Origin of the sequence: Rhodohalobacter mucosus (genome assembly GCF_003150675.1) — a bacterium.
Taxonomy (GTDB): Bacteria; Bacteroidota; Rhodothermia; order Balneolales; family Balneolaceae; genus Rhodohalobacter; species Rhodohalobacter mucosus.
The window spans coordinates 1-12,239 of record NZ_QGGB01000003.1; the positions used below are offsets into that span (position 1 = coordinate 1).

Below are 12,239 nucleotides of genomic sequence, written 5' to 3' on the forward strand. Positions count from 1 at the left end.
TCAAATATATCGTACTAAACTTCCAGGTTGACATTTGATTTATAACAAAGCAATTCCTGCTGACGGGTTCACGTTTGTTGCTCAACTTTAAAGCTGATTGCCCCGCAGCAGATTTGCCAAACCGTTAGGTTACCTTCAATAGCATTTTATGACATTTGTTGAAATTATAGCCAGTCACAATTCTTGGGATGCTGAAAGAGAGAAGCTGAATGAAGTTATTGAGTTATTAAATGCTAACGGTTTAAGTGTTAAAGCTGGATCAAGGTTATATAGATATCAACGAATACTAAAGGCGCTAGAAGACGAAAATATTGAGGACTTACCGAAAGGTTTTACGCTAAAAAAGTTTCATCAAATAGCTTCGGAAATTCATCAACTTCATACTGGTGTTGTTGAATTAAGCAATTCAAAAAATTTTGCTGAGTGGTCTGATAAATTAAGCTTCATAATTTCAGGAAAAGAATTGCCTGAAAGTGATTCAGACTACACTGCTAGAAATTATCAATTTGAATTATACATTGCAGGATTGATAAAAAAATCAGGTTTGGAACCACTTCATAGAGAGCCAGATATTCAGATCAATCAAGATGGAAAGAATTTTGGTATTGCAATCAAAAGGTCAAATTCATTCAATAAATTAGATGAAATTTTAAAAAAGGGCCGTAAACAGATAGTCAAGACGGGAGTGCCAGGTATTATCTTTGTAGACGTGACTAGAATATCTAATCCTGAAAATTATATTGCATATGCGAATTCTGTAAATGACGTAACAAAAGACCTGATTAGATTCCTAGACTTATTCTATGAAAAAAATTATTCCTCAATGAGAAACATTATATCACACAATCTGGTATTTGGAATCGCATTATATGCCTCATGCTTATGTAATATTAACGGAGCTTTAGGGCATTCTTCTAGAATTACTATCAAGAGTCTTTGTTCTGAAACAAGTCCTTATATAATTGATTTATCTTACTTTGCTAATTCGTTGAGAAATGTATTACAATAGCCAAAGGTAACCTAACAAAGCGTTTTAATCGGACGCGGACGGGGTTCGATGAAACTTGTTTCTGTGGAATTAATTACGCTACTTCAAAAGAAATCATAATCCCCGCGCCGTTTAAACGCTGGGTCGTTAGCCATATTTCTATGATTCAAGCCCCGAAACAACTGCTTTTTATACTTCTATCCCTTATTTGTCTTCCTGCTTTTGGTCAGTCCGGCTCTTTTACCGGTAAAATTGTCTACGAATACTAGTTTCTGAATCCGGCTACCGGTGAGGACATCACCAGCAGCCTGGAACAATTCTTTGGCAGGGAACAGCACTATTATATTAACGAACAAAACTATAAAGCCTACGACGAAAAGGGGCAGCTGAGCCAGCTTTACAACAGCGGAACCAATACCTATTATTTTTTCAATTCCGTAAACGGTCAGTTCATCGAACTGGATGCAGGTACAAACAGCTCCGGGCCCGTCTCGGTTGAGCATTTTGAAGAAACCGGGCAAATTCTCGGCCGTGAATGTAGAAAGCTGGTTGTTAAAACCGATACGGAAGAGACCATTTACTGGTATAGTCCTGAGATTTCCGTGAATCCTGAACATTTCAGTAAACATAATGTTGGCAACTGGAACAGATACCTGAAAGAGAGCCAGGGTGCACTCCCCCTTAAGTATACGGTGAAGACGCAAAATTATACCTTGATTTCTACAGCTGTTGAGATTGCAGCATTAAACCTGTCGAAAAACGATTTCGATATGGTTACTGAAACCGGGGAAGAGTAACAGACAACTTTTACTAAAGGGTACAAGCCAACAAAAAGCTGACAGCTGACAGCTGAAGGCTGAAAGCTGATAGCTGATAGCTCCATTAAGTCCCCAGCCCACATCAACGGAAAATGTTATCGATCTGTGAACTTTTTGAACGGGATGTTTACAAACTTTATCGGTTGATCGGTTCATATCACATATATTGTTCTGTTCGCATTACCGGAACTTCGGGAAGCGCTTAAACCGGTTTTTATTTCTGAGGAAATGCTGCCGCTCTGCGGGATGTTCCAAAGAACAGAATTCCATTAACCTGAAAAAATCTGCCGTGACTCCAAAAACACTGTCCGCCTTTGCTGCCGTCTGCATCCTTCTCTGCATCTCCTGCACAACGCAGCAGAATAACACCGGGTTTATGCTGGACGGAAAGCTGCATAACGCCGATCCAAACAGTATCTACCTGTACCAGGCAAAAGGCCTTAACGCAAATGAATATGACGTGGTGGATACGCTGTCCGTACAGGACGACAGCACTTTTTCCGCATCCTACAGCCTGGAGCCTCACTTTTATGAGCTCCGAATCAATGATTCGCTGGAGGTGAACTTTGTAGCCGATGCGGGTCAGCAGATCTCGATTCAGTTTACCCCAGAAGGCGAGGTTGAAATTACCGGTTCACCGGATACGGATCTGTTTGAAGAGTATGAAGCATTCCGGATGGATGTATTGAGAACGACCGTCTACCCGATCCGCGACCGGCTCGACAGCCTGATCGACGCCGGCAACCCGGATGACGCGCAGCGCATCGAAGAGCTCGGCGGCCGCGTACTGGTTGCCGAAAAAGCCTACCGCGATACGCTGGTCTATGCGGTGGAGGACCTGGGAACGTCGATCGCCATCTATCCGACCATGGTGCGCTGGAACGGCGATGAGGATATGGCCTTCTACAACAACCTGGCAGAGGAATTTTCTGAGGAGCATCGCGGGCTTGAGGTTGCGGAGTTGGTCTCGGAGAAGGTGCGGATCCTGGAGCAGGTTTCCATCGGGGGAGAGGTTCAGGAGATCGTGGCCCCGGATCCGTCAGGCGAGGAACGGTCGCTCTACGACAACATGGGAACGGTTACGCTGATCGACTTCTTCGGCAGTTGGTGCGGTCCGTGCAGGTCGGAGAGTGCCCATCTGGGCAGGATGTATGACAAATACAATGACGACGGATTCGAGATATTCGGTTTCGGCATCGAATTCACCCGCGAGAGCTGGCTCCGTGCCCTGGAGCAGGACAACCGCACGTGGACCAACGTCTCCACAGTGGACGGCTATACGAGCGACGTTGCCAGGGAGTACGCGATCACCGCGCTGCCCAAGAACTTTTTGGTGGATGAGGACGGCGTGATTGTAGCGAAGGATGTTCACGGAGATGAGCTGGAACGGAAGATTTTGGAGATTTTGGATAAGGAATGAGGTTGAGGGGTGAGGTTGAGGTTAAGGTTGAGGGGTGAGGTTTAAGGTTGAAGGTTGAAAGTTGAAGGTTCAGGCAGAGGTTGAAGGGCCAGTCTGAGGTTAGTCTCAATGGAGATGGGATTGTGTACGGGGATTGGGTGGGATACCACGTGTGCCAATCGACTTATCAAAGATTAAAAGGCCCAATCTAATCGTTTACATACAGAAAACTGCGCTGAAGCCATGTCCCGGAGGGACATTTGGTCGGTAGCCCGGAAACGGGCGCCGTGGCCACCTCCGGCCGGGATTTGTGAAAAATATCTGGGCCGGTTCCGGAGGTGTTGCTGGGATCAGGTTGAGGGATGAGGTTGAGGTTGATGCAGAGGGTTAAAGGTTGAAAGTTGAAGGTTAAAGGTTAAGACGGGCAACATGCAACCTTCAACGTGTAACATGTAACCGCCACCCGGCAACTCGTAACCATCAACCTGTAACCGCCGTCCGGCAACAGGTTCCGATTCCTTGGCAGCAACATGCAACCTTCAACCTGTAACCTGTAACTGCCTTCCGCCAACCTTATTCAGGCATCAACACCCGACTGCCAACTCCCGACTCCCTAAGGGATCAATTCAACGAATCCGGCGAGCTGCTCAGGCCAAGCTGTTCTTTCATTCGCTTTAATCCTTCACTGGCTTTCTGTTTCCAGTCTTCGGTGACGTAGCGGCGGACCATCAATACGGATGAAGGAGCACTGTCGGCGACAATATCGGTCACGGTTCCAAACAGAACCTGGCGGATGCTCCATTCATGCGATGCGCCGATAATGGTCAGATCGTAGGACTCCTCGTTATACTCTTCAAGAATGCCGTTCGTGATGTCCGGGGCGACACGCACTTTGATCCGGACACGGTCGGGAGAATCGGTCAGGGTCAGCACAAATTTTCGCAGCCTCTCTTCTTCATCCTCAAGATCCGTGCCCTCCTTCACCAGGCGAAGCAGGGTAAGCGTGGAATTCATATTACGGGAGATTCGCAGCCCGATCTCCAGTCCCAGCTGCGCATGATAGCCGCCGCCCCACGGAAGCAGAATGGAATCGATCTTTTCAAAACCGCGGTCTTTAAACACACCCACATCCGCCTTGGTATCGCTGATGATCTTTTGCACCGGCGACTTGTGAATTCGACCAATATTAAATTCACCCTTCCAGCCCATTAATATCATATCGGCCTTGCGCTGCTCCGTTTCGTAAATGAGTCCGTTAAAGACGTTGTACGCCGCTTCGGAGACAGCCTCGAAGGTGGTTTTGTCCAGGATCTCTTCCTTGCCCGATGCGGCATCCGGCTCTTTCCGCTCGTACTTTTTGAAGGTCTCCCTGATTTTGCCCTCTACTTTATCCCGCTCACTGAGTTTCTTGCGAATCGTGGAGAGGGGCGTCTGATAGGGAACCTTCACGATGCTGAGTCCCGTTACCTTGCCGCCCTCCGTCTCACCCGTGGCGATAAACTTGCTTACCCGCAGCAAAACTCCCTCTGTTTTGGGATTGGCAAGCGCCGTTAGAATATGGCGCGGCTCTTTGGCATTCAGCTCCCGTACGCCGGGCGTCCACTCTTCGGTCACTTCAGCCTCGTGGCGTTCAATCGGCTGTGTAAAGATTTTCAGACCGGACTGCTCCCAGTTCTTTTTCAGTTCGGGCAGCGAATGCTCAAACTCAACTTTGGACCGTCCCCAGGCCGCGTACCAGATCAGGCTTCCCGTGATGAGAACAACCACCGCAATCTGTGCAAAGGTACCCGAGTAGATGATGATGCCGAGACATCCCAGAGCCGCGAGGATCTGCAGTCCGGGCGTGCCGGGTGATCGATAGGTAGGTTTGTACCAGTCGGGGTTGGATGCGCGCAATATCACGCAGCCGATGTTGAGCGCTGCATAGCTGTAGAGCTGAAGCACGCTGGCAACCTTGGCAAGGTCTTCCAGGCTGTCGAGCAGCAGAAAGGTCAGCGCCAGGATCCCCGTAAAGATAATGGCACGGTACGGCGTGAGACGCGTTTCATGGATTTTGCTCAGCCAGTTGGGCACCATCCGATCGCGCGCCATGGCCAGGTTGATGCGGGACGAGGCCAGAATACTTGCATTGGCGGAAGAGACGGTGGCCAGCAGTCCGGCAAAAATGAGGACAACCACACCCGGATTTCCAAGCATGGTTCGCGCTGCTGCGGTAAGCGGGTCGCGGACGGAACCGATGGTATCCTGCGTAAACATCCCGCCGATAACCAGCAGAATGACCACGTAAAGAATCGTCACAAGCGCAACCGAACCGATCAGGGCGCGCGGCAGGTTCTTGGACGGCTCCTTGATCTCCTCTGCGACGGCCGCAATTTTCACAAACCCGAGAAAGGAGACAAAAACCAGTGCGGTGGTTCCCATGATAGGGGAGGTGCCGAAAGGAAAAAACGGGCTGAAATTATTCGTATCGATATTGAAGACGCCCAGGAAACTGAACGAACTCAGAATCACCAGAAGAGTAAGAACCACGACCACCTGGGTCCGGCCGGACTCCTTGGCACCGATCACGTTCAGCACAGTCAGAAGAACACCCCCGATAAAAGCGCCCCAAAAGGCGGTGACCGGCAGAAACTGGCTCAGATACTCACCCATCCCGTACAGGTAAAAGGCAATGGCGAATGTGAGGCTGAGCCAGATTCCCACGCCCGAGATGGCTCCCAGGGCGGGGCCGAGGGATCGGGAAACAAAATAGTAGTCGCCGCCCGATGTCGGCATGCCGGTAGCCAGCTCCGCCGCGCTGGAAGCGGTGATCATACAAACGATGCCGGAGAGGATGTAGGCGAAGATGGCCGCAGGCCCCGACATCTCCAGGGCAACCCCCGCAAGCAGAAAAATACCCGCACCGATCATGGTCCCTGCGCCAATGGTCAGCGCGTCCCAAAAACCCAGTTCTCTTTTAAGTTCGCTCATTCAGAATCAGTTTATTTGATGAGGGTCAATCTACAGAACCTTTCTGACTTCTCAAGTTTAAATACAGTTTTGCAGATTTGGGATGGGAAAAACCGGGGAGAACGTCCATTTCCGGGTAAAGAAATCAATCCTCAGAGCAGTCTGCTCTTTTTGCCTTTTTAACCTGCCGTTCGTTAATTAACGGTTGCGAATTCCCTTTTGCACAACCGATTCGCAATCTCTTCACCCGATCACCCTGAATCCGGAACTGATTGAAACCGCTGTTGCACATCGACGCCATTCCGATCTTTGAGAAAACGCAGCAGGAACTGATTTCCCTGCTGGAATCACTGTCGCCCGAAGAGTGGGAGTCGCCAACCTCCAGTGCGGATTGGCGCGTAAAGGATATTGCGGCCCATCTGCTGGACGGCGATCTGAGGCGGCTCTCCATTCACAGGGACGGGCACCGGCTGCCGGAACCGTCGGCGCCTCCCGACACCCATGAATCCCTCGTGGAGTATCTGGACGGACTGAATGCGGACTGGATCAGGGCTTCAAAAAGATTAAGCACCGCATTGATTATTGAGCTGACAGCGTTCACCACTCCGAAAGTGGTAGCACATTTCAGGCAACTGGATCCGGAGGGCACGGCTCTTTTTCCCGTGGGATGGGCCGGCGAAACCGAGTCGCAGAATTGGTTTGACATCGCCCGGGAGTACACCGAAAAGTGGCACCATCAGCAGCAGATCCGGGAAGCGGTTGGGCGTCCGCTGCTGACAGACACGTTGTGGCTTTCGCCGCTTATCGACACGTTAATCCGCGGCGTCCCGGCGGTGTATAACCGCTATGCCGCCGATTCAGGTCATGAATCCATGGAGATCGTGATATCCGGCAGCATACATAAGCGCTGGATGTTGTCAGTAAGCGCTTCGGGATGGGATTTATATAACCCGGAAGAAGAGAAGGCAGAGACCACGATTGAAATGAGTGATGATACGGCCTGGCGCCTGTTTACAAAGCGATTGCATGAGGACGAGGCACTCAAGCGAATGCGCATATACGGAAACCGGGATCTGGGTAAGCTCATCGCAAAGACCGTCTCGTTTATGAAGTGACGGCCGGACGAAGATGTAAGCATACCTGACTTTTTCTTTAATGGATTTATCTATATTGCCGGCAGTGCAGTCATGCTCAGTGCAGCTCCAGGGTATAAGATCAAACCATCATAAAACAAGATCCTCCTCGCATGAAGAACATAAAAAGTCTGCTCCTGCCATTTTTATTTCTCTTTCTATTCCTGTCCGCTCTGGTTGGATGCACCGCTGGGAACCAGGAAACAGATTCACAAGAACTATCGGAATACTTTGATGCCAGCACGCTTCCTGCAGCCGTGATGGGCAGCGTGTCCGCCACGGAAGACACGGAATGGCATACGTTCGGTCCGTCTGTTTGGGACGAAGAAGAAGCAGTGACAGAAGACCATATTTTCAGAATTTTCTCCATGACCAAAGCGATTACCTCCGTTGCCGCCATGCAGCTCGTGGAGCAGGGTCTGATCGGCCTGGATGAGCCGCTGAATGAGCTGATGCCCGAATTGGCGTCGATTCCCATTCTTACGGAAAGCGGGGAGCTGGTTCAAAGCGATGCCCCGGTCACACTCAGGCAGCTGCTGACCCATACCGCCGGTTTCGGCTACGATTTTACGTCCGAGCGACTGGCCGCGTTCAATCCGGATGACTGGGAGTATGCAGATAAACCCAGGTTGTTTGAACCCGGTGCGCGATGGCACTACGGCACCAGTACGGACTGGGCCGGAAAGGTTGTGGAAAAAGTGAGCGGGCAGGATCTGGAGACCTACTTCAGGGAGAACATCACCGGTCCGCTGGGGATGGACCGTACCTGGTTCAATGTGCCGGACAGCCTGAAGGAGAACATTGTCTCCTGGGGAACGCGCGACTCCACCGGATTCAGCGAGTACGACCGCATTCCCCAGCAGCCTGCAGCGGAGTACAGCGGAGGCGGTGGACTCTACGGTTCACCGGCCGACTATCTGACGTTTCTGACCTGTCTGCTGAATGACGGACAGTATGAAAACGGACAAATTCTGCAGCCCGAAACGGTGGCCATGCTTTTTGAAAATCAGCTGCCGGAGGGAATGACTATGGATCACAATCTGCCGGAAGAGGGCTTGCCACCGGTTGTGGGCGCCTTTCCGGACGAAACGGACACCTTCGGCCTGGCCTGGGCAATCGAGGCCAGTGAAGATGAAGACGTGAGGTCGAAGGGAGCCGCCTATTGGGCGGGAATAGCAAATTCCTACTACACCATCGACAGAGTAAACGGAATTGCGGTTGTCTATTTCACGCAGTTCCTGCCGTTTAATGACAAGGAGAGCCATGATTTTTACCGGTTGTATGAGGAGCAGGTTTTTTCAGGAATGGGCATAGGTAATGAGTAATCGAGGCTGCAAAATTTTTAGGATGATGGTCGCTAGTCAATGGTCAATAGACGGTCCAGGTCAAATGACCAATATGGCAGACATCCATAATTTCCAAAACCTGCCATTGCCAATTAATCAAAAAACTCAACACTTAACACTCATCACTCACAACTAAGATGATTACACTCTTTCGGCGGGTACGGGAAAAACTGATAGGTGAAGGAAATGTTCGGAGATATCTCCTCTATGCCATAGGGGAGATCATGCTGGTGGTGATCGGTATTCTGATTGCGCTTCAGATCAATACCTGGCAGGAAACCCAAAAGCTGCGTGCGCTGGAGCTGGAAACCCTCACCGGGATAGAACAAGCCCTTAAAAAAGACATCAGCGTTCTGGACGCCAATCTTATCAAGCTGAATGAGAAAACAGGGTATGCAAGAGAGCTCATCAATCATATTGAACAAAAAAGACCCTATAATGAACGCCTCGATAGTTTGATGATGGATGTCTATTACCACAGAGGTTATAAAACATTCAATACGGCCGCCTTTGAACTTCTGAAAGAACGCGGTTTTGGGATCATTAAAAACGCCGGTCTCAGGAATACGATCACCAGCCACTACACCACCGATCTGTCAGATATCAATAATATTTTAAACAGACTGGAGAGCCTGAATTTGCTTAGGGGGCAAGATGTGTATGATAATTTTAAAGTGTATGGTGATGAGGAAGGAAACGGCTTTATCGGCCCGTATGATTACGATGAACTCTTAGAAAATCCCCGAATATTTGGACCGTTCTATCATTTTGAATTGATCATTAAAGCCTATCAAAACAATCTTGATGATTATAAAATAAAATCTGAACAGGTTTTAAACGCCGTGACAGCCGAATTGCTGGAAAGAGGTGAGCAGCGCTGATGAGCGATCTTCGATAGACGATTGGCGATAGACGATGGACGATGGACGATGGACGTTTTAAAAAATGACACACCAAAACTCTGCCATAGGCATGTCTTCGGCGAAAACTCAAAACTAAACACTCAACACTATTATAATGCTCAGATTCTTCTCACACATGCGAAAATGGCTAATGGGCCAAAATGATAATCACGCAAACACTAATTATGAGCTGACAATGATTATTTACAGTGCTTGTAATATTCTTGATTGCTGTCCCGTCAGGGACAATATATGGGTAGAATTTGGTTGCACCACCTCAGAACCTTCGTGCCGTAGGTACGATACATGATAGGATCAATCTATGGCTAATACCTACACACAGATTCATATTCACGTCATATGTGCCGTTAAAAACCGCCAAAGCATGATTCATTCATCGTGGGAAGATCAGTTGTATAAATACATAACGGGGATTGTTCAAAATCAGGGTCACAAACTAATGCAAGTAAATGGCATGCCTGATCATGTGCATCTTCTTATAGGGTACCGGCCCATTCAATCACTTTCTGATTTAATGAAAAATGTAAAGCAGGACTCTTCCAGGTGGATCAATCATACCAGACTGGCAGAAGGTCGGTTTGCATGGCAGGAGGGGTACGGCGCTTTTTCGCATTCAAAATCACAGGTTCGGAAGGTAATATCCTATATTCAGAATCAGAAGGAGCACCACAAAAAGAAATCATTTCGGGAAGAATATCTTGAGTTCTTGAAAAAATGGGATGTTGAATTCGACGAGCGATATATTTTTAAACCTGTCACCTAAGCATATTGCGTATCAGCCGGTTGGCGGACACGGCCTATGGCACGCTGATTTTGTTGTGTTGGGCGATCGTTTTCTACCCATGTCCAGTCCCTGACGGGACTGATTTCTTAATGAAAATCAGAAAAATCTAAATTTGTATTCATTCAGGTTCCGTTTTTCGCACCACACCCAAAAATCGCTTATAGAACAGTGGTCAGATAAATGCAGATGGACGATGGATCCCGAATTCTCGGGACTGCGCTCCGAGCCGAAGGCGATTCCCACGAAGTGAACTGCACGCAGCTGGTGATGGGCGATAAAATAAACTGACTTACCAAAACTAAACACTAAGCACTCAAAACTAAAAACTATCATAATCCCCCTCACTCATGAAAAACTGCCGTAGATGAAAAATATCACCGCCTATTCCATCATGATGATCATTGCGGCTCTCACTGCGGTGATGACCTGGCTGATTCCGGCCGGCAACTACGACAGCCTTACATATAACGCTGCGTCGGATATGTTTACCCAATCGGGTATGGAGCTGTCTCAGTCGCTTCCCGCAACTCAGGAAACGCTCGACAGCCTCAACGTGAAGATCCCGCTGGAGAGCTTCACAAGCGGTGCAATTTACCGTCCGGTGAGCATTCCCGGCACCTATAACGTGGTTGAGTCGAGGCCACAGGGCTTTTTTGCATTGATCATGTCGCCGATCAAAGGGATGATCGATGCGGCGGATATTATTTTCCTTGTACTATTTATCGGCGGACTGATCGGGGTGATGAATATGACGGGAGCATTTGACGCATTTATCTCCTGGCTGGCCGGTGTACTGAAAGGGAGGGAATACGTTCTGATAATTCTTACCACTGCACTTATTGCAGCAGGCGGAACCACGTTCGGTTTTGCCGAGGAGACCATTGCCCTCTACCTGATTCTGGTTCCGGTTTTTATGGCTGCAGGATATGATGCCATGGTGGGCCTGGCATCCATTTACCTGGGCTCTGTGATAGGAGGCATGAGCTCTACCATCAATCCGTTTTCTGTGATCATCGCCTCCGATTCGGCCGGTATACTCTGGACAACCGGCTTAAGCGGACGTATTGTGATGCTCGTTATCTGCATCACCCTTACCATCCTGTTTATCCTCTATTATGCAAACAAGGTGAAAAAAACCCCTTCTTCATCGATCCTGTTCGATCAGAAGGAGAAGCTTGAGGAGTATTTCGGCATGCATGCGCGGGAACAGGTTCCCCCGATGACTGTTCAGCGCCTTCTGATTCTGATTGTCTTTATGTCGTGCTTTGGTGTAATGATTGCAGGGGTGACCCTGCTCGACTGGTGGTTTGTCGAAATCACGGCCACGTTTCTGACTGGCGCCATTCTCATAGGGTTCATTGCGCGAATCCCGGAGAGGGAGTTCGTGAGCGCTTTTGTCCGCGGCGCATCAGAGCTCCTGGGCGTTGCTTTTATCATCGGCCTTGCGCGCGGCATCTCCATTCTGATGAGCGACGGTATGATCAGCGATACCGTTCTGAACCATGCCGGTTCCGTCACCGCAGGCATGAGTGAAGAGTTGTTCGTGAACTCCATGTACCTGATCTATAACGGGCTCTTTTTTCTGGTTCCGTCCACCTCCGGAATGGCTGTACTCACGATGCCGGTTTTTGCCCCGCTGGCCGATACGGCGGGCTTTGGCCGCGAGATCATTGTAAACACCTACCTCTATGGTCAGCTCAGTTTTCTGGTCATTCCCACCGGACTCCTGCTTCCATCACTGGCCATCTGCAAAATCGGTTACGACCGCTACCTGAAGTTTGTATGGCCGCTGCTGGTTATTCTTTTGATTGTGACGATGGTTGTGCTGACGGTTCAGGTGAATTTGTGAGATCGTATCCTTGAGGAGTTAGGAGTTAGGAGTGAGGAGGCAGAAGGCAA

At 49.1% G+C, this 12,239-nt stretch carries 9 protein-coding genes; 7 read left to right on the forward strand and 2 right to left on the reverse strand.

Features of this window, described 5'->3' with window-relative positions; all coding sequences use genetic code 11:
- Positions 1 to 148 precede the first annotated feature (148 nt).
- A complete protein-coding gene (locus DDZ15_RS03155; RefSeq protein WP_109644811.1) occupies positions 149 to 1,009 on the forward strand; it encodes a hypothetical protein in 861 nt (286 codons plus the stop codon).
- A 176-nt stretch (positions 1,010 to 1,185) separates the two neighbouring features.
- Here the strand turns inward: DDZ15_RS03155 and DDZ15_RS03160 are convergent, their stop codons facing one another.
- A complete protein-coding gene (locus DDZ15_RS03160) occupies positions 1,186 to 1,692 on the reverse strand; it encodes a hypothetical protein (RefSeq protein ID WP_109644813.1) in 507 nt (168 codons plus the stop codon).
- Between the two features lie 403 nt (positions 1,693 to 2,095).
- On the opposite strand from DDZ15_RS03160, the gene DDZ15_RS03170 reads away from it, so the two are divergent.
- Positions 2,096 to 3,226 (forward strand): TlpA family protein disulfide reductase, encoded by a 1,131-nt coding sequence (locus DDZ15_RS03170; protein WP_146198501.1) that lies wholly within the window; start codon positions 2,096 to 2,098, stop codon positions 3,224 to 3,226.
- A 600-nt stretch (positions 3,227 to 3,826) separates the two neighbouring features.
- Here DDZ15_RS03170 and DDZ15_RS03175 read toward each other — a convergent pair.
- Positions 3,827 to 6,175, reverse strand: a complete 2,349-nt coding sequence (locus DDZ15_RS03175) for an amino acid permease (protein ID WP_109644819.1) — start codon at positions 6,173 to 6,175, stop codon at positions 3,827 to 3,829.
- Positions 6,176 to 6,426: 251 nt separating this feature from the next.
- On the opposite strand from DDZ15_RS03175, the gene DDZ15_RS03180 reads away from it, so the two are divergent.
- The 5 genes from DDZ15_RS03180 (at position 6,427) to DDZ15_RS03200 (ending at position 12,189) form a co-directional block, all read left to right on the forward strand.
- Entirely contained in the window at positions 6,427 to 7,269 is an 843-nt protein-coding gene (locus DDZ15_RS03180) for a maleylpyruvate isomerase N-terminal domain-containing protein (protein WP_109644821.1), read from the forward strand.
- A gap of 131 nt (positions 7,270 to 7,400) precedes the next feature.
- On the forward strand, positions 7,401 to 8,612 hold the full coding sequence (locus DDZ15_RS03185; protein WP_109644823.1) for a serine hydrolase domain-containing protein: 1,212 nt from the start codon (positions 7,401 to 7,403) through the stop codon (positions 8,610 to 8,612).
- Positions 8,613 to 8,770: 158 nt separating this feature from the next.
- Complete coding sequence (locus DDZ15_RS03190; protein ID WP_109644825.1) at positions 8,771 to 9,514, forward strand: DUF6090 family protein; 744 nt, start codon at positions 8,771 to 8,773, stop codon at positions 9,512 to 9,514.
- Positions 9,515 to 9,857: 343 nt separating this feature from the next.
- On the forward strand, positions 9,858 to 10,319 hold the full coding sequence (gene tnpA, locus DDZ15_RS03195) for an IS200/IS605 family transposase (protein WP_109644827.1): 462 nt from the start codon (positions 9,858 to 9,860) through the stop codon (positions 10,317 to 10,319).
- A 385-nt stretch (positions 10,320 to 10,704) separates the two neighbouring features.
- Positions 10,705 to 12,189 (forward strand): YfcC family protein, encoded by a 1,485-nt coding sequence (locus tag DDZ15_RS03200; RefSeq protein ID WP_109644829.1) that lies wholly within the window; start codon positions 10,705 to 10,707, stop codon positions 12,187 to 12,189.
- Positions 12,190 to 12,239 lie beyond the last annotated feature (50 nt).

Excerpts from the sequence above, each read along its gene's own strand:
- DDZ15_RS03155 (WP_109644811.1), top strand. The coding sequence starts at position 149 with ATGACATTTGTTGAAATTATAGCCAGTCACAATTCTTGGGATGCTGAA.
- DDZ15_RS03185 (WP_109644823.1), top strand. The coding sequence starts at position 7,401 with ATGAAGAACATAAAAAGTCTGCTCCTGCCATTTTTATTTCTCTTTCTA.
- DDZ15_RS03175 (WP_109644819.1), bottom strand. The coding sequence starts at position 6,175 with ATGAGCGAACTTAAAAGAGAACTGGGTTTTTGGGACGCGCTGACCATT.
- tnpA (WP_109644827.1), top strand. The coding sequence starts at position 9,858 with ATGGCTAATACCTACACACAGATTCATATTCACGTCATATGTGCCGTT.
- DDZ15_RS03200 (WP_109644829.1), top strand. The coding sequence starts at position 10,705 with ATGAAAAATATCACCGCCTATTCCATCATGATGATCATTGCGGCTCTC.
- DDZ15_RS03190 (WP_109644825.1), top strand. The coding sequence starts at position 8,771 with ATGATTACACTCTTTCGGCGGGTACGGGAAAAACTGATAGGTGAAGGA.